General features: G+C 42.8%; 22 protein-coding genes. 12 read left to right on the top strand and 10 right to left on the bottom strand.

Annotation, left to right across the window (positions count from 1 at the left end):
- Nucleotides 1-25 precede the first annotated feature (25 nt).
- On the top strand, nt 26-1,804 hold the full coding sequence (locus tag QUB12_RS00560) for a bifunctional 3'-5' exonuclease/DNA polymerase (protein WP_333304935.1): 1,779 nt from the start codon (nt 26-28) through the stop codon (nt 1,802-1,804).
- A 193-nt stretch (nt 1,805-1,997) separates the two neighbouring features.
- Complete coding sequence (locus QUB12_RS00555; protein ID WP_333195861.1) at nt 1,998-2,231, top strand: hypothetical protein; 234 nt, start codon at nt 1,998-2,000, stop codon at nt 2,229-2,231.
- 152 nt (nt 2,232-2,383) lie between these two features.
- On the opposite strand, the gene QUB12_RS00550 is transcribed toward QUB12_RS00555, so the two are convergent.
- Complete coding sequence (locus QUB12_RS00550) at nt 2,384-4,057, bottom strand: AAA family ATPase (RefSeq protein ID WP_333304933.1); 1,674 nt, start codon at nt 4,055-4,057, stop codon at nt 2,384-2,386.
- A 162-nt stretch (nt 4,058-4,219) separates the two neighbouring features.
- Between QUB12_RS00550 and QUB12_RS00545 the strand changes: the two genes are divergently transcribed.
- The 3 genes from QUB12_RS00545 (at nt 4,220) to QUB12_RS00535 (ending at nt 6,518) form a co-directional block, all read left to right on the top strand.
- Nucleotides 4,220-4,945 carry a hypothetical protein gene (locus QUB12_RS00545; protein ID WP_333304931.1) on the top strand — a complete coding sequence of 242 codons (726 nt, stop codon included), beginning with the start codon at nt 4,220-4,222 and terminating at the stop codon, nt 4,943-4,945.
- A gap of 284 nt (nt 4,946-5,229) precedes the next feature.
- The gene (locus QUB12_RS00540) at nt 5,230-5,589 is read left to right on the top strand and encodes a hypothetical protein (RefSeq protein ID WP_015179737.1); all 360 of its coding nucleotides are present in this window, start codon (nt 5,230-5,232) and stop codon (nt 5,587-5,589) included.
- 407 nt (nt 5,590-5,996) lie between these two features.
- Entirely contained in the window at nt 5,997-6,518 is a 522-nt protein-coding gene (locus QUB12_RS00535) for a hypothetical protein (RefSeq protein WP_333304929.1), read from the top strand.
- Nucleotides 6,519-6,652: 134 nt separating this feature from the next.
- On the opposite strand, the gene QUB12_RS00530 is transcribed toward QUB12_RS00535, so the two are convergent.
- A complete protein-coding gene (locus QUB12_RS00530; RefSeq protein ID WP_333279652.1) occupies nt 6,653-6,883 on the bottom strand; it encodes a hypothetical protein in 231 nt (76 codons plus the stop codon).
- Between the two features lie 178 nt (nt 6,884-7,061).
- Here QUB12_RS00530 and QUB12_RS00525 point away from each other — a divergent pair, with 178 nt between their 5' ends.
- A complete protein-coding gene (locus QUB12_RS00525; protein WP_333304927.1) occupies nt 7,062-8,306 on the top strand; it encodes a hypothetical protein in 1,245 nt (414 codons plus the stop codon).
- A 52-nt stretch (nt 8,307-8,358) separates the two neighbouring features.
- Here QUB12_RS00525 and QUB12_RS00520 read toward each other — a convergent pair whose 3' ends face one another.
- From QUB12_RS00520 to QUB12_RS00495, 6 genes are all read right to left on the bottom strand, one after another.
- The gene (locus QUB12_RS00520) at nt 8,359-9,423 is read right to left on the bottom strand and encodes a DUF6753 family protein (RefSeq protein WP_333304925.1); all 1,065 of its coding nucleotides are present in this window, start codon (nt 9,421-9,423) and stop codon (nt 8,359-8,361) included.
- Nucleotides 9,424-9,529: 106 nt separating this feature from the next.
- Nucleotides 9,530-10,375 (bottom strand): mobilization protein MobD-like protein, encoded by an 846-nt coding sequence (locus QUB12_RS00515; RefSeq protein WP_333304923.1) that lies wholly within the window; start codon nt 10,373-10,375, stop codon nt 9,530-9,532.
- Nucleotides 10,376-10,555: 180 nt separating this feature from the next.
- Complete coding sequence (locus QUB12_RS00510; RefSeq protein ID WP_333304920.1) at nt 10,556-11,086, bottom strand: hypothetical protein; 531 nt, start codon at nt 11,084-11,086, stop codon at nt 10,556-10,558.
- Nucleotides 11,079-12,518: a ParM/StbA family protein gene (locus QUB12_RS00505; protein WP_333304917.1), complete on the bottom strand. Its 1,440-nt coding sequence runs from the start codon at nt 12,516-12,518 to the stop codon at nt 11,079-11,081. Before QUB12_RS00505 ends, QUB12_RS00510 begins: the two co-directional genes overlap by 8 nt.
- Nucleotides 12,519-12,901: 383 nt before the next feature.
- Nucleotides 12,902-13,438 (bottom strand): transposase, encoded by a 537-nt coding sequence (locus QUB12_RS00500; RefSeq protein ID WP_333304915.1) that lies wholly within the window; start codon nt 13,436-13,438, stop codon nt 12,902-12,904.
- Nucleotides 13,439-13,440: 2 nt separating this feature from the next.
- Nucleotides 13,441-13,749, bottom strand: coding sequence for a transposase (locus QUB12_RS00495; RefSeq protein WP_333304913.1), 309 nt, complete (start codon nt 13,747-13,749; stop codon nt 13,441-13,443).
- A 67-nt stretch (nt 13,750-13,816) separates the two neighbouring features.
- Here QUB12_RS00495 and QUB12_RS00490 point away from each other — a divergent pair, with 67 nt between their 5' ends.
- From QUB12_RS00490 to QUB12_RS00475, 4 genes are all read left to right on the top strand, one after another.
- Nucleotides 13,817-13,948, top strand: a complete 132-nt coding sequence (locus tag QUB12_RS00490; protein WP_333304910.1) for a hypothetical protein — start codon at nt 13,817-13,819, stop codon at nt 13,946-13,948.
- 885 nt (nt 13,949-14,833) lie between these two features.
- Entirely contained in the window at nt 14,834-14,956 is a 123-nt protein-coding gene (locus tag QUB12_RS00485; protein ID WP_333304908.1) for a hypothetical protein, read from the top strand.
- 62 nt (nt 14,957-15,018) lie between these two features.
- Nucleotides 15,019-15,255: a hypothetical protein gene (locus tag QUB12_RS00480; protein WP_333304906.1), complete on the top strand. Its 237-nt coding sequence runs from the start codon at nt 15,019-15,021 to the stop codon at nt 15,253-15,255.
- Between the two features lie 859 nt (nt 15,256-16,114).
- Entirely contained in the window at nt 16,115-16,876 is a 762-nt protein-coding gene (locus tag QUB12_RS00475; RefSeq protein WP_333304904.1) for a DUF4238 domain-containing protein, read from the top strand.
- 343 nt (nt 16,877-17,219) lie between these two features.
- Here QUB12_RS00475 and QUB12_RS00470 read toward each other — a convergent pair whose 3' ends face one another.
- Both QUB12_RS00470 and QUB12_RS00465 read right to left on the bottom strand, forming a co-directional pair.
- The gene (locus QUB12_RS00470; RefSeq protein ID WP_333304902.1) at nt 17,220-17,627 is read right to left on the bottom strand and encodes a hypothetical protein; all 408 of its coding nucleotides are present in this window, start codon (nt 17,625-17,627) and stop codon (nt 17,220-17,222) included.
- 352 nt (nt 17,628-17,979) lie between these two features.
- Nucleotides 17,980-19,140: an ISL3 family transposase gene (locus tag QUB12_RS00465; protein ID WP_445300644.1), complete on the bottom strand. Its 1,161-nt coding sequence runs from the start codon at nt 19,138-19,140 to the stop codon at nt 17,980-17,982.
- Between the two features lie 487 nt (nt 19,141-19,627).
- On the opposite strand from QUB12_RS00465, the gene QUB12_RS00460 reads away from it, so the two are divergent.
- Together QUB12_RS00460 and QUB12_RS00455 are read left to right on the top strand one after the other, a co-directional pair.
- A complete protein-coding gene (locus tag QUB12_RS00460) occupies nt 19,628-22,039 on the top strand; it encodes a dynamin family protein (RefSeq protein WP_333304900.1) in 2,412 nt (803 codons plus the stop codon).
- On the top strand, nt 22,036-24,252 hold the full coding sequence (locus QUB12_RS00455; protein WP_333304899.1) for a dynamin family protein: 2,217 nt from the start codon (nt 22,036-22,038) through the stop codon (nt 24,250-24,252). Before QUB12_RS00460 ends, QUB12_RS00455 begins: the two co-directional genes overlap by 4 nt.
- Nucleotides 24,253-24,260 lie beyond the last annotated feature (8 nt).

Below are 24,260 nucleotides of genomic sequence, written 5' to 3'. Positions count from 1 at the left end.
CCTTCCCCTTCCCCCTCCCCCTCAAATGAAACTTAACCTAGTTCAAACTCCTTATCAACTGTTAAATAGTGGTTCAGAATTAGAATTAGCTCTTAAACCATTTCAACAGGCTTCATGCTTTGGACTCGACTGCGAAACCGCTTTTGGAATTGACCCATACCGAGCTAAAGTTCGCCTCGTACAGCTTGCTATTCCCGATATGCCAGTAGCGATCGTCGATCTCTTTGCGATCGCGCCCACCGATCTCGGCCCCCTGCGCTCCCTGTTAGCCGGAAATGCCCTCAAAGTTGGACATAACCTCAAGTTTGACTGGCTGATGCTGACTAGGGCTGGGCTTTCACCATCCAAGCCTTTTTTTGATACTTATCTGGCTTACCGGGTGTTGACAGCCGGACTCAAACGCACTTCTTCCCTGGAAGCTGTTGCTGATAAATTGCTGAAAGTGAAGCTAGACAAAGCACAGCAGGTTAGCGACTGGTCGGGAGAACTGAGTAGAACTCAACTGCAATATGCTGCTACTGATGCTGCAATTTTACTACCACTATGTGAGGTACTTCACCGCCAGCTTTATTCAGCAGAACTTTGGCAGACTGCGAAACTAGAATTTGCCTGTTTGCCTGCGGTGGCTTCTATGGAACTTAACGGGATGCTTTTAGATAGAGAACAGTGGGGTATTTTAGGAGAGAAACTCGCGACTAAGCGCGATTCTCTTTCAAGAGAAATTAATTCACAACTCCATCGACCTAACCCTCACAAACAAATCTCTTTGTTACCGGAATTTACGGATACAATTAATCCTCGTTCTCCGAAACAAGTCTTAGCGGCTTTGCAAGAGAAAGGCATTCCTGTTACTTCCACTAATTCTCAATATTTAATTCCTTTGCAGGGCGAGTATCCCGTTATTCAAGCACTCTTAGAATACCGCAGCTTATCAGCTCGTATCAACACTTTTGCTCTGGGTTTAGCTGAACAGATTCACCCCATTACAGGGCGCATTCATCCTAATTGGTTTCAGATTGGTGCTCGGTCAGGGCGGTTTAGTTGTCGAAAGCCAAATTTAACAAATATCCCCAGAGATAAAGAAACCCGGCAGTGTTTTAAAGCTGCACCCGCTTACGTCTTACTTAAAGCCGATTACAGCCAGATTGAACTGCGAATTATGGCGAAAGTGTCAGGGGATATTAGGATGGTGAAAGCTTACTCTCAAGGAGAAGATTTGCATTCTTTGACAGCTTCCTTGGTGTTGGGAAAACTTTTAGCTGAAATTACTATCGAAGATAGACAACTCGGCAAAATTATTAACTTCGGTTTAATTTATGGCATGGGAGTTAGGAAATTTAAGCTTATGGCTCAAGCAGAGCATGGAGTCATTTTAACGCTGGAACAAGCTTCGTACTTTCGTAAGAAGTTCTTTGAATCCTATACAGGTATCAAACAATTTCACGCCAAAGTTCGGAGTGCATGGAGCCGAGGTATTCGAGAAAGTCGCACCGTTTTAGGCAGAAGGAGATTATGGTCAAAAGATACTAAACCGTTGCTTAATGAGATGCTAAATAACCCGATTCAAGGAATGAGTGCTGACATTACTAAACTCGCTCTTGCTCTATTGTTTAAGCCTCTAAGTTACACGGGAGCGAGACTGGTTTGTGTCGTTCACGATGAAATTTTAATCGAGTGTCCTTTTGAAAAAGTGTCGTCAGTTAAAGCAATGCTTGAAAAATGTATGGTGAGAGCCGGGAATAAGTTTCTTTCTCCGATTCCTTGCCAAGTAGAAATTAATGTGATTGAAAGTTGGGGAGGGTAATAGATTAAGGGGCGACGATTTTTGATCTCGTTTTTGGTTACATTTAATCATTAAAAAACCGCAGAGGCACAGAGAACGCAGAGAAAGAGAAAAAGAGGACTAATTCCGATGTAAGCAAATTTGATATTACCCAACCTCCCACCCATAAACAACGATTGTTGTGGTGCAAGTGAAGATTTGAGTTCAAATCAAAATGAATGTAATTCTCACAGTTAGCAACAAAGCCGCAAATATTGTTGGTAAACTATCAAAATATGCCATTGCTATGCTGCAACAAGCTGAATATAGCGTTATCAGGCAGGAGGGCGATCGCGGCTACACGACCAATGCTTTAACGGTTCCGCTTGAAGCAGAAACTGGATTAACTTGGCAGGGAGTCAAACTATGCCTTGAAAATTGCGGCTACCACGTCCAAGTTAAGTCTTAGCTTATACGATAACCAGTGCATCTGTTGTTAACCGGATGTACTGGTTATTATTAAACCGAGATACAGGCTGGACGATTCTACTAGAACGGTGTATCCAGCCTGTATCCCGGTTTGACATTTCAATATCACTAAACGGAGAGTCTAATCCTTAATCAAATTGGATCGTAAGCAGGTGGCCGGTACTCAAACAATTCTTGTTCTCCTGCTGCAAACAAAGAGCGATCGCGACCAGTTGCAGGTCGAGCAAAGGACGCTTTATTACGAATCCCCTGGATATCTTCAGAAGAACGCTCAGACGACAGCACAAACTGAGTTCTCTGATAACGCAAATGGGCTAATTCAATCGAACCAGGTCGCCCTTCACAATAGGCTCGTTCAGCACAGCGCTTTACTGCGATCGCAATTTCAGCACTCGTTGCTCCGGCATAATCAGATAGTAATGAATACCACTGCCTGTCGCTCCAAAGATTCTCTTTTCCTTCCCCAAACTGATCTGGGAAATACTTAGCCAAATGCAAATTGAAAATCTCATAGCGAGCGCCGCTGTGGGGCAAATCCACAAACCAGATTCCGCCGTCGTCAAATCTGCGGATAAGTTCAGCCGGCAGCATTTCTAAGCGGTTAACAGTAGCTAACATTAACACGGGGCTTTCATGCTCCTGCATCCAGGTGAGCAATTTCTGCGACAGCCGCCTAGCTACACCGCCATCAGCATTAGATTCCCAGCCAGAAAAACCCTTGTCAAAATCGTCAAAAAACAGCACGCAGCCGCCCAAATTATCAGCTGTATCCAGCATTTTGTTGAGAGCGCGATCTGGATTAGAAGAACCTAGAATATTGCCCCAACTTGCTGCTAAAAGCGCATAACCTAGTTTCTTAGCAGCTAGCTTTGCACTCAAACTTTTGCCCGTCCCCGGCGGTCCCCACAGCAGCATTCCTTTGGGAGGTCTGAGGTGATATTTCTTGGCATCAGCTTCTGACAGCTTTACGACTTCGCTCAAATAAGCGTCTAATAAATCTAAACCGCCAGCATGAGGCACGTCGGGAGAAGCAATGAACTCCAACCCCTGGTCTCGAAGTTGCGATATTTTATGCTCCAATACCAACTGTGCGATTTGGACAACTGAAGCAGTCATAGAGAGCGATCGATCTAACACTAATTCAATTTCAGCCTGTGGCAGCCCTAGACTAGAAACAGCCAGCCGTTTTTTAGCAGCTACCGCATCTGAACCAAAATCAAGGGAACAATTGCGATCGCAAAAATTATCTACAAGAACTTCGACTTCAAAACGATCGGGTAACGGACATTTGAGTAGAGGAATTAATGGACTTAGCTTTGATGGCAATTGGATGTACTCGCCCAGCAGTACCCAATATTGGTTGGCCCAACGCCCTTTCAAGTCAAAGAATGCGTTAGCCAATTGAGAATAACGGCGGATAAGAGGCTGTTCGGTACTGTCTGACTCCAAAATATCCTCTAACAAAAAGATACCGGGACAGTCATTTTCCAGCAGAAATTGCAGGACATCACTCTCGACAGATAGCTCAGTTTTACATAAGACGCATTCACTATTATACATCTGGGAAATATCTGAAACGCTTGTCCTATCTGAATGACAACCTAAAGTCGGGAGATGTTTATCTAAACACCGCACCTGTTGAAGAGTTGCATAGCCAGGATTCCAATAATAAACAGGTAAACCACACTCATTGGCGTACTGATGAAATGATGACAATATTTTTTGGCGATCGGCACTGTAATATTCGAGGGCAAATATTGGAGTTTGAGGGACTATTAAATTAGACGAAATAGTGAAAATTTTCATGAGTTTATACAACTAAACTGAGGATGTTTAACATAAAAATTTAACTAACATAATTAAAATTTAGCGTCCTGCTAATGAGCGAAGTTCTCCCCCTCAATTGGAGGGGGTAATTGTGCCTAACGGCACTAATAAATTGATGTTATGCAAGTTAAATTGTCAATCATGGTCACAAGTAAAAAGCAAACCGCAGCCACTCCCATTCGCTCTCATTCCCCAGTGCCTGCCAAATCTCAACCGCCTGAAAAGCAAAACAGTAAAACAGTTAGCATTAACAATGGAGCAAAATCAAAACCTCAATCTAACCTCAGCCCTGAGCAACTTGCTGTCGAGCTAGTCAAACAGATTCGGAATACAATTCATAAGAAGTACGGTGTGACAATTCAGCGTCGCGATAGCCGTATTTCGACAAAGGTTGGCCACGCAGTTCGCGAAAAACTGGGATTGGATATTCAAGCTCAGTTGAATAAGCGCAACGGTAATGGCAATGGTAAAAAGTTCGACTGGCAAGAGTGGAACAATACTGTGTTTCCCAAGCTAGTTGGCCGACCCGATGAACTCAAGTATGATGTCGAAGTTGTTGCCTTAGCGATGAGCCAACTTTACGATACAATTGCTGACAACCCGCAAGCTGCCATTGCCGATTTAATGGAGTTCAATGCTCAAAGCTTAAAGCGTCGCAACGAGTTAGCTAAATCCTCTGAAGAAGATACTGAAGAACTCGATGAGGACGACGAACTCGATGATGAAGATGATGAAATTGATGACATACTCGATGAAATTGATGAGGATGACGAAGACTCCGAAGGCGATGAGGATGAGGATGATGACGATGAGGAGGATGATTTTAGTTTAGACGAAGACGAAGAATTTGAGGAAGACGACGAATAATTGCTAAAGTTTGATTAGAAAGCTCTGCTGAAAAAGCAGAGCATTTTTTTGCCTCTATCGAGGCCTTTTCCACGAATCGCGATGCTGGGTAATGATTGTCGCCACCGTCCGAATCAGGGCGCTCTGGGAAGCATACCCAACAAATTCACAATCAAGGAAAATTGAACCTTGGTTGTGAATTTAATTTTACCCACTCACCCACCCACTAATTTTTTTGAATTAATTGTAATTAGCAGACTGCCGTCGCTTTAGTTGTGAAGAAAAAACACGCTTGAGGCTTAATCATGGCTAATCGCAAATCCGCTCCAACTCCGATGCAAAAGCAATTTGCAGAAACTCTTGAAGAACAGCGCTTCGAGATGTTTTTGCACGTTGCCCGCGAGTTAACGGGACGTGCCAAACAACGACAGTTGCAGAAAGGTAAGGCTCTTGACTGGGAAGCGTTCAATACTTGGTTTAACAAGCAATATGAAGGCTACTCGGCTGACGAGATGCTTGAAGAAATCTTGAGCAACGTTTACTGGCTTTCATCTGAGCAAGCAGTGATTGACTTGCACTTCCGTTATATCGAATCGGCAGTCAAAGCTTCTCATAAGAAAAAGGCAACTGACGATAATGAAGAGATTGATGATTTTGTCAAGTAATCAATGACGACCCCCGATAAAGGGGATAAAATCCTGCTCCAAGCAGGATTTTATTTGCCCGCCCACCCACCGCATCAGTTCGATTTGCGACATTTATGAGCGCATTCTCACAAGGATTTAGTTAATAGCACTTATGGAGTAATAACTTGATTATGTCATTCTGAACCCTTGACGGAGTTTACCATCGAACGTAGGAAAGCTTCCGCAAGTAATGCGAATAATCTTAAACCTTTGCAACACAGTTACAAACCGTAAGTTATGGTTAATTGGTTTTATCCGAGAATGTAGGTTGCTCAATAAGTCAGCGTAAAACCGTTTTGCAATAAATTAAATAACTGTTTTTGTTAAAAAGCTTTGATATTAAACGCGAGCGCGTTTGAGAGATGTTCCACTTGCAAATTATAATCATGTACGAACCTATTCAGCATTTTCTCACCCTCACAATTGAAACTGTGGTAATTTTTGGTTACGGTGGCTTAATTGTTCACTATATCGCTACGCTGTTAGCATCGAAGCGGATGAATGATTCTGAACAAATCACAGCAAAAATTGCCCAAAATTTGGTGCCTCTTCTCAATGAAATTGCTTCCTTTCCTGCTGTTGCTGAATGTGCAGCAACTCAAAAACCAACAGAAGAACAGCGCCTCACCTCTTCGCTACAAGTTAAAGCCGAATTTGCTTCTAATATTCAACTCGATACCGACCCATTAAATTTACCCTTAATTCAAGTCGATAGCCTCACTCTTCGACAATGCCGTACCGTTATTCGAGCGCTCAATTCCACTCTCCCACGAAGTGAGCATATTCGCCTTAAACTCAACAAAAAAGATGTGCCAGCAGATTCGTTAAAATTTCAAATCAAGAAGCACTTTGAGCATCGACCGCAGCAAGTTGTCTCCCTAATTAAGCAAATTTTGAAAGCTAGTTAGAATGCTCGGAGAAGCAACGACTAAATTAGTGCTTTATTTCAATAAACCCAATTAGTGCTTTATTTCAATAAAACTTCTAGTAACGAATTGATAGAAAGTTTTATTGATCCAACCTCCCTTTCCATATCGGGCGATTAGTTACTTTTTTCACCGCCAAGGGGAATCAGACCCCTGCCAATCTGTTCGATCAATTCGTTGAGGCTCAATCCTCGTTCGATCGCGATCGCGCGAATTCCTTCCCACCCTACCGACGTTACCTGGATATTTCTTTGCTTCTTGGGTTCTTCATAGCGAGGTTGTCCGCCTGAGCGGTTGAGATTGGCTAACGAGTTGGGATGAGGCTGGATTCCTTTACTAGGTGGCATAGCGTCGATAACGTTTCCCTTTTTCAACTATTTTCGCATTTTCTTGACGGTTTTCGACAGTCGCTATGTTATCGTTGAATAATTCAACGAAAATTCAGCCCGCGCCTAGCCATAAGCTGCGTACAATAGTCAGCGCGGGCGCGACTGGCATGAGACAAGCGAGTCAGGAATGCGTCAAATGCAATCAGAAGCCGACTATCAAGAGCAACAACCGTTAATCGTTTTGCCAGGGGGTGTTGGTGTGTACACCTCCTCCGTTGCGGAAGAACTGCGGATAGACTCTGAATTCCAATCCCTCATCCCTCCCCTAAGTAAGGGCGAAAAAGCAGCCCTGCAAGCCAGTATTCTGGAGGTAGGATGTCTCAACCCGCTAGTAGTCTGGGCTCAAGAGGGTATTCTTATTGACGGTCACAACAGGTACAGCATATGTGTCGCACATAGCATCCCCTACCAAACTGTAGAGATGTCTTTCGATAGCCGGAATGCAGTCAAGGTTTGGATGATTGGCAACCAACTAGGGCGTCGCAACCTGACACCCGAATCTGTTAGTTACCTGCGCGGCACGTGGTACGAGCTAACCAAGCAATCTCACGGGGGCAAGCGTTTGGCAAACTGTCAAAATGACAGTTTGACAGATGAAACAGCGCCAGAGGAGGCAAGCTGTCAAAATGACCACTTGACAGACAAAACAGTTTCAGAAAAAGCAAGCTGTCAAAATGGCAGCTTGACAGACAAAACAGCACGAGAGTTGGGAGAACGGTTCAAAGCTTCCCCTAGGACGATTTACCGGGATGCCAAATTTACTCAAGCTGTGGATGCCCTCAGTTCTATTGGAGGAGACGAAGTGAAGTGGAAAATACTGACCCGCTCTGCTGGGCTGACAAAGAAGGAAGTTCTTGCTTTGGCTTCGGATGCTCGCAGTCGTCCGGCTCAAGTTGCCAAAACTTTACAGGGGCGGTGCCCTTCGGTAAAGCCTGAAAAGCAACCTACCATCGCTCATCACCTAACGCTCAAAATTGGTTCCTTAGTAGAGGTGTACGCGCCCGATCGCCAGGACGTTAACGGCCGATTGGGGCGCATTCAGTCAGTGGGCGAGAAAACTGCCACTGTGTGGATGCGACACATGCCTACCATTACCATGCAGTTATACACCTTCAAGCACTCGGCTCTCACTGTTGTACCGCTCGAAAATCAACCGGGACTTCAAGAAATTTGCGATCGCATCTCCCTGCTCTTTGAATCAGGGAACCTCGACCCATTTGAGGTAGAAATTTTGAATTTGCTCGAACAGCGTGTCGCTCACACACCTTGTGAAATGCAATATTTGGAACAGATTGAAACGCGATACAGAACGAAGGGGAAGGGAGAGGGGGAAGGGGAAGGGAAGATAGATTTTTGCTTTTCTTTCTTTAATAAAAGCTAACAATAACCTGCGTTTTTCCTTCCCTTCCCCTTCCCCTTCCCCTTCCCCTTCATTAGGGAGCAAAAACTCGCTCTTTGGGATTTCTCGTCCATAAAGTACAGAAGCCATCTGTCGCCGCTTTACCTTCTACAGTTAGCGTCACTCCCAATCGATTCACCTCACTTTCACACAACATTTTTCCATTTTTTTCACTCAACAAAGCTTGATTCCAACTCATAAATTGTTGAGCATATTTTCCCTCACTACTCATAGCCCACTTGATAGCTTCTGCATTTTTCATTGCAAATTGTCCTTCAGCACTCAACCCCCAATTCATTGCCACAGCTTCTTTGAGAGTTAGCTGGCGAGGCCCTTTTGGATCGAGGGGTGGTGCGGTCACAAATTTGGGAATAGCCAACCCGATAAACACGCCGATAGCTATTGCTCCTAACACGGCCGCACTTCCAAAAATTACTGACCAAATATCGTGAGCAACTTTCTCTAAAGCAGCTTGCTGAACTAACGTTTTAACTGAACTAGCAATCTTTCGGTGCTGTACGTTGACTGCTGCTTTACCCTGTCGTTCTAAAAACTCCCGGCTATCCTGTTCCCAGTTATCAATTAGCTGCCGTACTTGCTCTAGTTCTTGAGAGATAACAGCTTCAGAGTCTTTCAATTCCGTTTGCCATTTTGACTCCCAAGTTTTGAAAAACCTATCGATTTCTTGAGGCTTTTTTTCGAGGAGCAATTCAAGCTGACCCGTTGCTAGAAGCACAATAAACAAAGGGTCATTTTTATCCAAACCGTAGCGGTAAGCATTGTTAATAACTTCGGAACGAAATTCAGCACTTTTGCCCTTGAGTACCTGACTAATAAGAGACTCACGCTCATGCTCAAAAGCAGGCGGTGCAGCTAATTTGAATAAGTTATCTCCCGCAGAAGTTTTAGGAGGGGTTAGCTCCTGGTCTATTTGCTGCCACAAATATGAGTCACTATTTTCATCTTCTTCATCTTGACCCTCCAAATTCTCATCATTTACTAAACGCTCTACAGTCTTCTCTGAAAAATCATGATTAAGCTCAACTTCTGCCAATTTTTCAATCTTTCTATCGCTAACTCCGGTTGCATCATCTGACATAAGTTCCTCTCATAATCCCTGAAATTACAGTGACACTCCCACCCCTCTCGACTCCTGAAGGGGCGATGCTTACGGCGCGGTCAAACTCTGTCAATAGTTTCTCAGTTCAAGTGGTAGAATCTGGTACGGCTCCTGCCGACTGATGTTCCTCGGTATCTAACACAGCTTCATCTGATGGCTGTTTCTTAATATCTTGTACCACTACTGACCGTGAACGATTCTCACTTTTTAGATTAGGTCGATAGGGAGCTTGATTGAAAATTCTTGTTGCCTCAATTGCATCACAAGTATTTTCTAGAAAAGTGTACATTCGCTGTTGGTTGAGTAAATGAAAGCTGGGATGTGATAGCGCACCTGTTAGAGACAGGCTTTTATTAGTGTCGAGCAACCTTCGTTCTAAAGCACTGAGTTTAGGCAAGTCAACAACTAAAATGCTGTGTTCTTCAAGCAGCTTATTTAGGTTTTTATGGCTGCTGAGGTGAGACCAATCTTTGCACACCCCAAAATTGCGGACTAAAATGTGCTTCAGTCGGCCTTGAAAGCGGTTAACTGATTCCAAAAACATCTCGATACTATCAGCACGCCCACTGCACAAAAACCACTTGCAAACATCTATCCCTGACTTTTCTTTAAAAGAAGCAGTTAACAAACCAGCCGTCTCAATCCAGCCATCTATGATAGAAGAAACACGAGCCGGTAAATTGACAATGACAGGAGCCTGCAAAGCTGTCTCGAAAATGATGTCTGCCTCAAAGTTTTCTTCATCTTCCGCCAAAGTAATAATCTTCGCGGACTCTGGATAGCGCTGCTGCACGTTGGGATTGCCAGCATCGCCATCGATTAGGGTATAAAGAAAGTCGTACTTGTTGTTGTACTCTACGAGAAGGCAACTCCACATAGACTTACCAACACCACCAATTTCTCCATCAACTAAATGAATCGTATTAGTCATAAAAAATCTCCACAATGTTGCTCGTAAATAGCAATCTTGGACAAGGTATAGCAACTGCTTTCGTCGGTTAGGACTTTTTGATTTCCACCAAACCGTTCGGACTTCGGTGAGGTTCGGTGATGCTCAGTCGAGCCGCGAAGCCCGCTTATTTTATTCCCTTCTTTCCCTAGTCCCTAGTCCCTAACTAAAGGTAGGCCCTAACATGGCTGGATCGAATCCTGCTAGATTTACTGTGTCACCCTCGCTGGGGTCAAATTCTGAGTCTGTCACCTGTTCTAGTTCTAAACTCGAACTGATAGCTTGTGGCGCTCTTGAAGATTGACGAGATGGTTTAGAGGGAAATGACTCGCTTGCTGTAGTTAAACCTGTACTTGGTACAAAACTGGGAAGGTAGCCCGGGAGGTGAGCGCACCCGCGAGAAACGAGTAAGGCTCCAAGTTGCGAACCTTCGAGTTCGAGGCGAGCGCGAATGTAATCAACTTGATTGAGCAAAGAATTGATACAGTCCCAGCCCAGTATCCGCACTTCTTCTTCTGAACTTGCACCTTGCGCCTGATACGCCAAAGCTTTCCAAAATGCCTCAAATGCGTCAAATGCTACTCGCTTTGAGTCGTACACGGGATGGTGTAATAGATAGTTCACTAAAATGCCCTCGGGAGAATCAATGTAGGGCTGACACCGCAGGTAATAGGTTACTCGCTCTTTAGCCATGTCTCTCCTCCTCTACTGCTGTGCTAGACTGTCCCACGATAGGCGATCGCACTACGGCTACTTCTCCCCAGTTACGCTCCTTGAACTTTGGCGATCGATAGGGGCCTGCTACTGCCGAAACTTCGGCTTCTCTTACGCTCTGAACACTTAAAAGCGGTAGGCTAGAGTGCTCATTTTCTGTTACAGGAGTAGGTAAGGTTTGTCCGAATGCGCGATCGCTAGAACAGTCGGTATCAGCAACCTCTAAGTAATCATTGTCTTGCTTGTTTTCCGATTGAACGCTGTTAGTGGCATCCAATGCTAAATTCACTTTGTGATTCCCAGAGTCGGAAGTTGTAGCGAATAGAGAACTGAAATAGCTCCATAGCCCCCATAAGTCCGCTAACCGATATCCCAAGCCTTGAGGGTCTAGGTTGGGTGGTACTGTAATCCCGGCGTGCCAAGAGTAGGCAACGCGGGCATATGCTCTCAATTCCGGCTCCAGATAACCGCAAGTACCGCCACAGAACACAATTTCATCTAGATCGGGTGGCAGCACTTCATCTAGCCAACTGGTGAGGATTCGAGCGTAGTCTCTTCTTGCCAGTTTCACTGCTTCAACCAAACGGTCAACTTCAGTGTCCCGCGCTCCTGCGTCATGGTTGCGAGCAATGCGGTAGAAGGGAGGGCGGTTAAAGCGATCGCCTGATGTAGCTATGGCTGTTGCTAAACGAGATAAATCGTAGCCAGAGGTGCGCTCTTGGACTAGCTCGCAGCACCGCACCATGCCTAAATCGGAGGTTTTGCCTTTGCCTACGGCTCCCCGTGCTGAAACGATGACGGAGGCATTGCGAAAACCTACCATTACGAAAGCTGTTACTTGGTGCTTGAAAGCTGCTCCCAGTTTGCTGTTGTAAGCAATACAAATACCGCCTCCTTCTTGAAGCGCCTGGGTTTTGTCTAGCGTTACTTGCATCGTACCGGAAGGCGTTTCAAAGGCGTTAGCAGCTTGTCTGAGCAGTGTAAAAAACTGTTGGGAGTCGTTGAACTCGCCTGGAGGTAAGAAGACGGAGAGCGCTGCGCTGAATTGATTGCCTAAATCTAGTTTGCAAGAGGCTACCCACAAAGCTGCTAGTGCTTTGTACAAGGCTGTACTGTACTTGAGTCCGGCTAAGCCGATGTGAGCGTTGAATTGGGAAGCTGCTAGGTAGCCTACAGCGCGGCATTCATCCCCGATGGCAACCCAGGCAATATTTTCGGGGGCTGCCGAGGCTAAATTAGGTTTCGTGAAGGCATTGGCTGTGTCTTGGCTGATAGTGCCGACTTGGGATTCCATTACTAATGAATGAGCCAGCATCTCTGAACCCTTACGGTAAAAGGCGCGAGTTGATAAACCGCCAAAATCTATGCTCAGGATGACATTCGGATTTGATATTTTCTTGACTCTTGGCATTATATTCGGTGCTCCGAAGTGTGCTTTACACGCCATCTTAGGGACTATGCTTTTTATTTGACATCACCACAATCAGTGGTTTTTATTAGCCCGTTTGGAGCGATCCTTTTGGACGGTTAGCCAATTTTTGATTTGAGATTGAGCAGCACAAAAGTTGAGGTAGCGCAACTCAACCATTCTTAGCCCGCTTTTTGACAATTTTTTCAACTTTCAGCCTCGTCAAATTAAGGAAGGTATTTATTACCTTCAAGTAAATTTAATTCAATCGTAAAAATACTCCGGACAGTTAACGAGTAAGGATTCAGGTCTAAATTTGAGGAATTAAAGATGGTTCTTGCATATCTGGATTAACCATCGCTTTTATAGAACCCATTTGATATCTTTTAAGCTGCAAGCCTTTTAACCATCAGCCTAATAAAACAAACATTAACCTTGGCTGTTGCATTATCTAAAGTTCTCTCAAAGTTTTTGATGAGTATTTTGCACCTTTCCATCCAAGCATTTGACCGTTCAATTATCCATCTGGCTCTCACCGGAACAAATCCCAACTTCCCCTGTGCTTCTTTTTCTACTTTCGAGGGTTTTTTTGAAAGTTCAAACTTGATTTTAGTCATAATTTTTGGATAAATCTTCTGCAACTCAATTGTCAGATGTTCGGGGTGATATCCGTTGTCTAGCAAGATGGTGATTTTGGGGATATTAACTGGTTTAGATTTGAAATAATCGATGTTTTTGCTTAACATTTCAATTAAACCTGCATCATCTGATAAGCTAGCTTTCGTGCAGTGAGTAAAAAAGGGAAAACCAAGCGTGTCAACAGCTAGATGCCTTTTAATACCATTGGTGGATTTATAAAAACAATACCCTTTTGATGCAATACTGGCATTACAGGTATTTTTCACGGCTTGTGAGTCAATCATGATTAACGTAGTCCACTTCGGTTTTTTTTGACTTGTTCGCGTACTTGAGAATGTAAGGCTTTCATCAATTCTTCGATCGCTCCTTCTGACCGCCACTGTTTGTAATACCAATATACAGTTGAGTAGGGTGGTAAATCTTTTGGTAAATCTTCCCAATTGCCACCATTTTTGAGTTGATAGAATATGCCATCCAGGATTTCTCTTTTTGTCCAGTTGGGTGGTCGAGTTTGCTTTTTAATCGGTAATATTTGATGTAGTAGAGGTTCTAAGATAAACCATTCGGAGTCCGTTAGGTTACTAGAATACGGCATGACGGCTTTAGGCTTTAGGGTGTTTTGATGGTAATTTTAGCTCAAAACTTGATGGGGGACAACCAACTTGAAAATCTGTCCAGGCGATCGCCCACAACCGAATGACTTCAAAAAAGAGCTTTTGGCGCCGATCGACTGCTGTGAGCCGATCGACTGTTGTGAGCCGATCGACTGTTGTGAACCCGATCGCCTGTTGTGAACGGATCGACTGTTGTGAGCGATCGCTAAATAGATCTCAAATGGGTTCTATATATAGCAGGTCTAAATGAGTTGTGCAAAAGCATCGTATTTTTTAAATTAGGGTTATAGCCCAATACGGTTCAGTTAACAAAAAATTTCAACTTTTGTAATGCTGAAATACTCATTCTTACATTCAATTATTGAAAATCATGCCAATTACCAACTTTAACTGAACCGTATTGTGCTATAAATGCTACTACTTTTGAGCTTGCCTCTGCTACAATTCCTTGAATTAGGAGTGCAGAGTTTGCTGTTAAATTGTTAAAAAAGTCTTAAGCGTACCGGGACAGAAAAAAACCTCAAAGTTAACTTTTTGGGACTAAGTTTTCATGATTTTTTTTGCATAATTTTGCATAAATTTGAGTTTTTTTGAGTAAAACTATGCAAGCTCAGCTTGAATTGTTAACCCGATTTGGGGCCGTGTTAGCTACAAAAAACTCAAAAATGTGCAAATTTATGCAAAATTATGCAAGCTGGGAAACTAAGGAAAAAGCAGAGATGAGCGATAGCAAGCAATGTTTTTGTGATCACAAATCTGACTTTTACGTGCAGAAAGAGAAATAATGCACCCTCCTTTTACGGAAGCCTAACCGTAAGGTCGGGTTTAATACTTTTTTAAGCTTTAATGACAGAGGAAAGTTGCAGCCAAGTTTCTGAAGTTTGTGTAGCGATCGCAAATCGCTCGCTCCTACAACCGCTTTCTCAGCACAAGCGATCGCTGTACTCCCGAAATAGCTCACGCCCTTCAACGAGCGCCGAACATTAAATTTAAGTCGAGGACTGCCAACAACGCATTCTGCTGAACCGCTAAAAAGCAAGCTGATTGCCTCACCGTCGGAGGTTTATGTCTGGCCTGACCCTCAAGGTGTTGTCAGAGGGCAGGCGATCGCGCGCGCCTCTGTACCGTTCAGTCCCCCAAGCTGCTAAAAACGATCCAGAACTTTACGCCAAGCTGGAGCCTGATTGACGCACTGAGAGTAGGTCGAGTGCGGGAACAGCGTTTGGCGGTTAGCGAACTAGAAAACAGGCTTGTCACCATTAGAACCCGTAGATATTGATGTGATATTTGGTACCGATTCCCATTCAATACGATCGCGCTTGGACAATAAGTGGAGTCACGATCGCTTCTACAGGCGCATAGACGAAATAAACCCATCCGACTCCATTGCTTTGAACTCAGCCGGAATGCTCTCGCAACTGTCAACATTCAAAACAAACTGTATTTGCTTGAATTTGGGAGTGCAGAGTTTGCTGTTAAATTGTTAAATAAGTCTTAAGTGTACCGGAACAGAAAAAAACCTCAAAATTAACTTTTTGGGACTAAGTTTTCATGATTTTTTTTGCATAATTTTGCATAAATTTGAGTTTTTTTGAGTTTTTGTGAGTAAAACTATGCAAGCTCAGCTTGAATTATTAGCTGAAGTCGAGACAGTATTTGCAACTAAAAACTCAAAAATGTGCAAATTTATGCAAATTTATGCAAATTTATGCAAGGTAGGAAGCTGGGGGAAAAGCAGAGAAAGATGGTAGCAAGCAATGGAATTGTGATCACAAATGTCACCTTCATGGCACATCAATCTGACTCCCTCCGTTGGAAACAGAAGGTAGCAAAGGCAATGTTCAGCGATATATTTATACCGCAAAAGGAATCAACCGCTTGCTGATTGCTGTGCAGCGTTTTTCTGAAATCTCAATTTGGATGCGATCGCACGCAATCACCACAGCTACCCAAAGGCGGTAACTGCGGCCAACCTGTCATCGCACACAAAACTTTACGTCTCGTCCTCGGACAGCTCGTATCCTCGGCTTTACCCCATATTCAGGATTTTACTCAGACTCACCTGGCAGAGTTGTTGCGATAATCGTGTCACTATACTCAGCAGCGATCGCATTAGCATTTTTTAGGTACAAAAGCCTTACTTCCATCGAGCTCGTCATATAGCATAGTTAGCAGTCGGGCGATTACGCTGAAAATATACGGATTTTTTCGATAATGTCCTGTGACAGGGATATCATGCAGAAAAAGTCTTGATAATGTCCGCCATTGGGTAAATATCTCGAAAAAATCTCGATAATAGACCGATTTAGGCATTACCTTGAAAAATATTCCGTACAATAAGTTGTTATGCGACAACATCACATACCTAGATCCATTCTCAGGCACTTTGCAGATGCAGAGGACAAAGTTTGGATGCAACGACGCGGTGGATCACCTGTACGGACTAAGGTGGAAAATGCCGCTGTCAAAAAGAATCAATATAAAACGCTTCACGATAAACGACCTGAATGTTATGAAAAGCTATTGACCAGTTTAGAAAACTGGCTCAAACCTGCTTTGGAAGAAGTCATCTCTGAAGAACTACTTCCGAGTGAATCTGAGCGACAAAAAGAGTTAAGACTTTTTACGTCATTACAATATGCACGCTCTCCAGCTACAAGGGAATTTATGAGCAGTGTTGTTTTACCTCACATTGCTAAAGAATCACCTATGAATATGGAAGTACAAGCGCAAATGAAGCTTGCTCCAGAATATGATTTGCCAATGTTTATGGATCTTTACCAAACAGTTTTTAAGGAGCTTGAACAGCTCCCCCTTTTTCTAATTCGTAGTGAAGATGATGGTTTTATCTGTCCTGATGATCCCGTTTTTTTGCAAAGCGATAGTCAAGGAAGAATCATACTAGGACTATTTCCAATAAGTTCTCGGCTGCTTCTACAGTTGGGAGGCTCTAATCGCGACCAAACTTGTGAACCTATTTCTGCCAATGCAGAAGCTATTATTAAATGGAACCAAGACTCAATTTATGACTCTATAGCTGTATATGGTCGATCAAAAGAAGCAGTTGATATGGCAGCTAAAGGTTGGCTAATCCAGAGAGATATATAGTGATTAGTAAGATATTTAAGATATAGAGAAACAGGGAAAAATATCGCAAAGTTTAATTGCCTAATAGTTCTTTGTGAAAGTTTAAAAATTATAGCTGCTTCGGCAAGAGTTAACAATTCCATAATCTCCCTCAACAAAACGATAAGCGCCGTGTTGTGAACTGATTTAGAATCCATTAAGATTTGTTCAAAAGCCAATGCAGCAGCAACGGCTGAGAGTTTTCAGCCAAGGAAGTTCTGAGCTTCAGCTAGGGGTTGGGGTTGATCACCGAGTATCCTCTGCCAGCTCCCATGCGGCGGGCCGCTGAGGCTTTATTTTACCTCTGCTTTGTGGGCGCTCGCTCTCACGAACCCAGCACCTTCAGATTTTTTAAAAAAACCCAAACGTTTTCCCCATTTGGTAGCCGACAACGAAAACCCTCAACGTGATCGATCTCTACGACGGTCAAAAGCTTGCCTTTACATTTTTGCATCAAATCGGAATCCCAACCTTCATAAACAACTTTTGCACCTACGTATTTTTGGCTTTCACCAGGAGAACTTAGTAAATTTTTGAAAACTTGATATTGATCCTCTCCTAATGCACACCAGATGTTGAGTGTATCAATACCCTGCTTTTCAAGTTTGTTCAACTGGCGTTGAACCCAGCCAGCATCTTCTGGGATGTTACTGGCGATCGCATCCTCAATCGATTCGATTGCGTCGATTTCCGCATCGGTTAAATTAGAAATTTTATATTTGCGTTTTTTCATGGTTATGTGTAGCGAACTGCAAAAAGCAGAGGTCAAAACTGCAAAAAGGGGATTTTTGAAACCACATTAACTGCCACTCATCGGGAGTCTCAAAACCACATTCAGTGCAGAAGAAACCACATTACGGGTCTTGGCAACTTTTGGTGATCGGAACCAATCGCGAATGGCGATCGCAGTTTTTCAAACTGCTTCTAGGGAGAGAAAAACCCTTTACATCTTGATTAAAAATCGGCGACTTAATAAATCAATACTAGCGCGACCATACATTTGTCGTTTCAGCATTTTTAATCGATTAATATGTCCTTAAACCGGGCCATTACTTACAGATAAAGTCACACCCGCTTTAACATAATCATAGTTTTTGAATGTCTTCAAATAGTTTTTTTGTATCATAACACTTTTGATTCCATTGTTCAAGGAGATAATCTTTATAGGGATCTAGCTTGCTACGTCGTCGATCGCTACGACCGTTGCGTTCTTGAAATGTTGAATGCCGCAAGTACCGGAACACGGTAGTGCAACCAATACCTAATTTTTTGGCAATTGCTTTTCCTGACAAAGCTTGACGACGTAACTCCCACACTTGTTGATGAATAATAACTCTTCTTTCTCGACGTTGAATCGCTTTTGATACTTCTTTTTTGGTCTGATTTGATGCCGGAGGTAAAGGGACGATTTCAGTTTGATTAGCATCACTGGCTGGGGAACCAGTGTGTAGTTTTTCCACCTCTTTAAGGGTTTTTAGCTGGCTGCCAAATACTTGCGCGAGTGCTTCTGCGAGGTTTTGTAAAATATGAAAACGGTCAGCAACTTGAATGGCATTGGGGGCTCCTTGCAGAACACCTTTTTCATAAGTTCGGGAGCGATCGCGTGAGACTATTTCTACACCGGGATGTTCTTTTAACCAATCGGCTAGGGTTTCGGCTTCACGGTCTTTGAGAATGGCTATGGGTTGACTTTTTTCAAGGTCAACTAATATAGAGCCATAGGTGTGGCGTTTACGAAAAGCAAAGTCATCAACTCCCAGAATTCGAGGGGTTTGAATTGGTGCTAGCGGAATTCTACGCACTAAGTTTAATAGAGTATTGCGACTTAGTTTGAAGCCGAAATATTGGCTTAATCTAACTCCGGCATTCCCAGCTAAAGATAAACCAATAGCTGTTAAATGTTGAGTTAATCGTTGCGTTTTTCTTGCCCATGTTGCTGCTACATCTGTAATTCTTTCCGCAAATATGCGGCGCAGACATCGGGGATTGATACAGAAAAACTTTCGGACATTTAACTGTAAAGTGACTCGAAAATTAGCCCAAGATAAATCACTTAATTTTCGTTTATATTGGCTGTGAATGCGATGACTTACTGCTAAACAAACCGGACATCTGACTGGATTTTGGACAGAAGTGACATTGACTGCGATCTGAGTTGCTGTTTTGTCCAACTCCCAGCTATTTAATTGTAAAATTTCGGGGCTGGGTAGTAAACTGGGAATAATTTCTGCCAATGTAATATTCATTTAGAGTGCTTAATAACACTCAATTATAAGAGGGTTTAAGAATTATTTGGTGAGTACATTTCAATACTACATGAGTGACTGTGTGGCATTGACGATCGCTTGCAGTTGGCTCACGCTACTCTGACATATCTACATGGGTCACAAAGATTACGGAGGTAAGGCGCACAGACAAGGAGTATTGCGATCGCTACTCTTGAAATGACAAGGATGGACTTCGTTCAATAGCCGGACATCTCAGCCGGGACAATATGAGTTTGATGCGATCGCTCTTCGCCATTGGTTCCGATCACCAAAAGTTGCCAAGACCCTTAATCCTGGCTGAAGTGGATGATTGCAGTCTCGGTTGCAGTTAATCCTGGCTCTGTTACAATTAATCCTGGCTGAAACACAATTATAGTTGCAGTTAATCCTGGCTGAGTTTTCTGGGAATTCTAAGAAAAGCTCCTCCCAGGGCTGTATTTCTTCACCACTCAACAAGGCTGACCAAATGACTTCCAATCCGCTCAAGCCAAATGTCCAATATCTGCAAACAGACGTTATCGAGTTACTGGGGCAAATCAGCACCCTGATGTATCGCGCCAGTACAGCCCTTAGCTCAGATCGGGATAGTAAAAAATATGCAGCCTTCAAAAAGGAAGTGGATGATGCTAACCGGAATGTGGACAAACTGGAATTGAGGATGGCCATTGTCGCGCCGATGAAGGCTGGCAAATCTACGATTGTCAATGCCATTGTCGGTCAGGATATCCTGCCCAGCCGTAACGCTGCAATGACAACACTTCCTACTGAGATTGTCTTTAATGCAGAGTTACTAGAGCCAGCTTTGAGGCTAAGTCCTGAAATTTTAACCGTATTCCAAGAAACACTTCTCACTATCCAGTGCCAAATTCGGGAACTAGGTACTGAGGGAATTGGGAAAAAGATGGAGCAATACCCTCATTTAAACGAGTTATCAGAGCAAATTCGGGATGGAATGTGGGGCTTATTAACCAGTCCAAAGACTTCTGGGCGCGAGCAGATTGTCAAAGCTCTGACAGGTTTAAACGATATTATCCGTCTGTGTAGTTTAATAGCTCCATTAAGCGATCCTTTAGCACAACTTACGGATGTACCTTGCATTGAGACTCCCTTCCGGCGATCTCAAGAAGCTGAGAAATCAGAAAAGCTGGGAAACCTCGCGATTGTCGATACACCGGGGCCAAATGAAGCAGGAGAAAACCTCAAACTAGCAGCGGTAGTAGAAGAGCAACTTCGCAAAAGCTCAATTGTTTTAATTGTCCTTGATTTCACGCAGCTAAAAACGGAAGCAGCAGAAAAAGTGAAGAAGGACGTTCAAAAGGTAATTGATTTACGAGGTAAAGAAAACCTTTACGTCTTAATTAATAAGGTTGACCAACGCCGAGAAGGAGACATGACCCCGGAACAGGTGAGGCAGTTTGTGGCAGCTGAATTCGGCATTGGAGATCCTAGCGATGACGAGCGGGTGTTTGAAATAGCTGGTAGGAGAGCGTTTGTCGCGGCTAACTTCATGCAGGAACTAGAGCTAAATCCAACTGTACCACCTAAACAGATGCAAACAGGACGCGCTTTGGCTCAAGAAGTTTTCGGTATTGATTGGGAAGATGACCTGGAAGACGCAACGATAGAAGAATTACAGAAAAAAGCTCAAAGACTATGGAAAAAATCAGGCTTTGACCTGTTTTTAGAAAAAGCAATAAAGGCACTGATAGAACGAGCGGCTCCTCAATGTATGAGTTCTGCTCTCAAACTCAGTCGTAGCCGACTTGTAGAACTACGGGATGATGTAGAACTCCGCAGTCGTGCCATTGCCCAAGATGCAGAGAAACTACAACGTGAAGTTGGCTCATTAGAAACAGATTTGAAAAGTCTTGAAGCTTGTCGTACACGCTTGCAGGAAGTAGACATAATTAAGACACAACTCAATCGAAATCTCCAAAAAATTCTTCAAGACCTCAAAAAAGCCGCTAAAGTTAGCCTTGAAGACTATTGTGTAAAAGAGGAATATCAACGGTCTGACTGGCTCAAGCAAAAAGATATAGAAGCAAGAAATTGGTTGCTGACTCCACTAGCTGACTTTGAGTTTTTCCCTAAATGGGTTTCTAAACGAATGAAGTCAGCGTTTGAGTTTAAACCTTCTGGATTGTTTGAATTTAAGACTCAAGCAGAAGCAGAAGAATTTGCTAATCAAGCAATTACATACGCTAAGCAAAGGGCTGACAGCTTGCTATCGGGAGTTCGTCAAGAAACAGCCAAAGAAATTGAACTAGCACGCACGGGTTTGTCCAACTTTTTAGAAAAAGAGACAAAGCCCATAATTGAAAGAGCGAGAACTCGTCTAAATGAAGCTTTTAATGTAAATCTTTCGTTACCACAACCTGCTTTAAAAGCTGACGAATTACAGTTGGTTAAACCTCGTGTCAATACTAAAACTCGTTATGTGGATCAGGGATATGAGGAAAAAACAGTAAAAAAACGTGATTTGTGGCATTGGCTTTGGATTGTTCCTTATGAAGAGAAAGTAAAAGTAAAGCGGGCTGACAAACAAGAGAGTTATTACAGTATTTCTTTGGATGAGTTAATTAAGGATGTAAACCAATCCATTGAAACCGGTATTAATAGTATAAGCCAGGGAATAAATAAATACCTTGACGAAGATTTCCAAGAACGAGTTAGTGAATTTTTTAAAGCTCTGGAAGACTATTTAGGTAACTACCGAAATAGTTTAAAACAAGCACAAAATGACCAACGGCTTTCTCTTGAAGAAAAAGAGAAATTGGTGGGCGAACTTAGTTCTTTAGTGCCAGAAGCTACCAGATATGTTGAAAAGGCAGACAACTATCTGAAATACACTATGGAATTGATGGAAAAGACAAAATGAAAGAAAACCCAGTAGATTCTGAGGCGCTGAAATTTCATCTTTGCTCTCTACAGAGAAACGTTATCGAGTTGCTGGGTAAAATCAGCGACCTGATGTATCAGACCAGTGTAGCAGTTGGCTCTGATGAAGCTAGCCAGAAGTATATAAAATTTCAGCAGGAAATTGTTCAAGCTAGCCGTAATGTACAAGACCTAAAACTGAAACTGGCGATTGTCGCACCGATGAAGGCTGGTAAATCCACCATTATTAACGCCATTATCGGTCAGCCTTTACTGCCAAGTCGCAATGCGGCAATGACAATGCTTCCCACTGAGATTTTATTGAATGCCAAACTAAAAGAGCCAGTTTTAATCCTAAGCAGCCAATTTCTCTCAACATTTGAGCAGACGTGGTTGGCGTTGAGGCATTCCATTACTGAATCCGGTATTGAACCAATACTCGAACAAACTAATCAATATCCGCATCTGGCAAAGTTAATACAAACAATATTTTTTCAGGAAAATTTTGCCCTGCTTGCCAAAGCTTCAGGGTGTAAAGCTGTCAACCAAACACTGACTCACCTGAACGATATTAGCCGATTGTGCCACCTAATTACACCACAAATAGAGCCTTTGGAATCTCTCACTGATTTCCCGCGCTTGCACACACCTTTTTGGCGAACTTCTCAGAAAATTGTCCAACCGGAACAGCTTGGAAATTTAGTAATTGTCGATACGCCAGGGCCAAATGAGGCGGGGACACATCGGCTAGCGGCTGTTGTAGAACAACAACTACAAAAAAGTTCAATGGTATTGATTGTTCTGGACTTCACCCAACTCAAAACGCAAGCAGCCGAACAAATAAAAGAAGAGGTACAGAAAGCAATCGAGTTAAGGGGTAAGGAAAACCTGTATGTTTTAATCAATAAAGTTGACCAACGCCGAGAAGGAGATATGACTCCAGAACAAGTGCGGCGGTTTGTGGCATCTGAATTAGGCATCGGTGATGCAGATGATACCGAACGGGTATTTGAAATATCTGCAAGATTTGCATTCGCGGCGGCTAACTTTTTTATGGAGTTGCAGCAGCATCCGCGTATAGCAGTGACCAAATTACAAACAGCACGTCCTTTAGCTCAAGAAGTATTCGGGGTAGATTGGGAAGAAGACCTAGAAGATGCAACGGTAGAAGAGTTACAGCAAAAAGCTCAAAAGCTTTGGAAAAAATCAAGCTTCGCTCCTTTCTTAGAAACAGCAATTGATGCTCTGATTGAACGCGCTGCCCCCCGGTGCATGAAATCAGCACTAAATATTAGTAATAGTCGCCTTTTACAACTTTGTAATGAAGCTCGATCTCTGCCTAGCTCTGTGACCAAACCTGCTAAACGTTTTAGGTCGGAAGCTAGAAGTATAGCTGAGGATTTGATTTTAATTGACCTATGGCGTAAAAGTTTGATTGAGTTGGAGGAAATTAAACCTTTACTCCACGAACAAATTCGGGAAGACTTGGAAATTATCAAGAATAAAACTTTGGTAAATTTGGAAAAATATTTCTTCTATGAAGAGTACCAGCGAGCTAGCGTTATCACAAGATATGCTACATCTTTTTTTGTGAAATTGAATAACTTAGAACGCTTTCCCCAAGCTCATATCGTACAGCGTTTTGGCCGTTGGCTACTATCTAGATTACAGTTTGCTCCCACAGGAGTAGTCTATTTAAAAACTCCTGAAGAGGCAGAAGAATTTTATGATTATGCTTTGAACTATACCAAGGAAAAATTAGATAATTTAATAGAAGTAAGCTCCCAAGATATCAGTATAAAGTTAGAGCAGAAGCGGCAAGAGTTACAAAATAGGTTAGAAGAGGAAATTTCTAAGTTTAGCAAAAAAGTAAGAGACTACTTTCAAAATAACTTTTCTTCAAATAGCAGTTCACCAAATATTTTTATTAAACCAGATGGAATAAAAATTTGGGGAAGTCAATTCAGGACTGAAATCGAGTCAGTAGAGAAATATCAAAAGAAACAAGTAAAAGCGTGGGGTAGATTGAGCTTAATTAAAATGAATCGAACAACGGCGGTTAAATATGCTGTTTCTTTATCAGAACTGAGCGAACAGGTTAACCAATTAATTGAGCAAAGAGGTGAAAGACTAAAGCAGCGGGCTAATGAGTATTTAGAGCAAGAATTTAAAATAGATATGGAAAATCTATTTAAAGAATTAATCCAACTATAGGTACTCCA

Origin of the sequence: Microcoleus sp. B7-D4 (genome assembly GCF_036705125.1) — a bacterium.
Classification (GTDB): domain Bacteria; phylum Cyanobacteriota; class Cyanobacteriia; order Cyanobacteriales; family Microcoleaceae; genus Microcoleus.
Note: the sequence above shows the minus strand (reverse complement) of the source record. Positions and strands in the feature narration are given on the sequence as shown.

What these genes read in the sequence shown, in the direction of transcription:
- QUB12_RS00470 (WP_333304902.1), bottom strand. Translation starts at nt 17,627, where the DNA reads ATGAAAAAACGCAAATATAAAATTTCTAATTTAACCGATGCGGAAATC.
- QUB12_RS00495 (WP_333304913.1), bottom strand. Translation starts at nt 13,749, where the DNA reads ATGCCGTATTCTAGTAACCTAACGGACTCCGAATGGTTTATCTTAGAA.
- QUB12_RS00475 (WP_333304904.1), top strand. Translation starts at nt 16,115, where the DNA reads ATGCGACAACATCACATACCTAGATCCATTCTCAGGCACTTTGCAGAT.
- QUB12_RS00455 (WP_333304899.1), top strand. Translation starts at nt 22,036, where the DNA reads ATGAAAGAAAACCCAGTAGATTCTGAGGCGCTGAAATTTCATCTTTGC.
- QUB12_RS00555 (WP_333195861.1), top strand. Translation starts at nt 1,998, where the DNA reads ATGAATGTAATTCTCACAGTTAGCAACAAAGCCGCAAATATTGTTGGT.
- QUB12_RS00525 (WP_333304927.1), top strand. Translation starts at nt 7,062, where the DNA reads ATGCAATCAGAAGCCGACTATCAAGAGCAACAACCGTTAATCGTTTTG.
- QUB12_RS00545 (WP_333304931.1), top strand. Translation starts at nt 4,220, where the DNA reads ATGGTCACAAGTAAAAAGCAAACCGCAGCCACTCCCATTCGCTCTCAT.
- QUB12_RS00550 (WP_333304933.1), bottom strand. Translation starts at nt 4,057, where the DNA reads ATGAAAATTTTCACTATTTCGTCTAATTTAATAGTCCCTCAAACTCCA.
- QUB12_RS00530 (WP_333279652.1), bottom strand. Translation starts at nt 6,883, where the DNA reads ATGCCACCTAGTAAAGGAATCCAGCCTCATCCCAACTCGTTAGCCAAT.
- QUB12_RS00515 (WP_333304923.1), bottom strand. Translation starts at nt 10,375, where the DNA reads ATGACTAATACGATTCATTTAGTTGATGGAGAAATTGGTGGTGTTGGT.
- QUB12_RS00505 (WP_333304917.1), bottom strand. Translation starts at nt 12,518, where the DNA reads ATGCCAAGAGTCAAGAAAATATCAAATCCGAATGTCATCCTGAGCATA.
- QUB12_RS00500 (WP_333304915.1), bottom strand. Translation starts at nt 13,438, where the DNA reads ATGATTGACTCACAAGCCGTGAAAAATACCTGTAATGCCAGTATTGCA.
- QUB12_RS00520 (WP_333304925.1), bottom strand. Translation starts at nt 9,423, where the DNA reads ATGTCAGATGATGCAACCGGAGTTAGCGATAGAAAGATTGAAAAATTG.
- QUB12_RS00535 (WP_333304929.1), top strand. Translation starts at nt 5,997, where the DNA reads ATGTACGAACCTATTCAGCATTTTCTCACCCTCACAATTGAAACTGTG.
- QUB12_RS00510 (WP_333304920.1), bottom strand. Translation starts at nt 11,086, where the DNA reads ATGGCTAAAGAGCGAGTAACCTATTACCTGCGGTGTCAGCCCTACATT.
- QUB12_RS00465 (WP_445300644.1), bottom strand. Translation starts at nt 19,140, where the DNA reads ATGAATATTACATTGGCAGAAATTATTCCCAGTTTACTACCCAGCCCC.
- QUB12_RS00540 (WP_015179737.1), top strand. Translation starts at nt 5,230, where the DNA reads ATGGCTAATCGCAAATCCGCTCCAACTCCGATGCAAAAGCAATTTGCA.
- QUB12_RS00485 (WP_333304908.1), top strand. Translation starts at nt 14,834, where the DNA reads ATGTCTGGCCTGACCCTCAAGGTGTTGTCAGAGGGCAGGCGATCGCGC.
- QUB12_RS00460 (WP_333304900.1), top strand. Translation starts at nt 19,628, where the DNA reads ATGACTTCCAATCCGCTCAAGCCAAATGTCCAATATCTGCAAACAGAC.
- QUB12_RS00560 (WP_333304935.1), top strand. Translation starts at nt 26, where the DNA reads ATGAAACTTAACCTAGTTCAAACTCCTTATCAACTGTTAAATAGTGGT.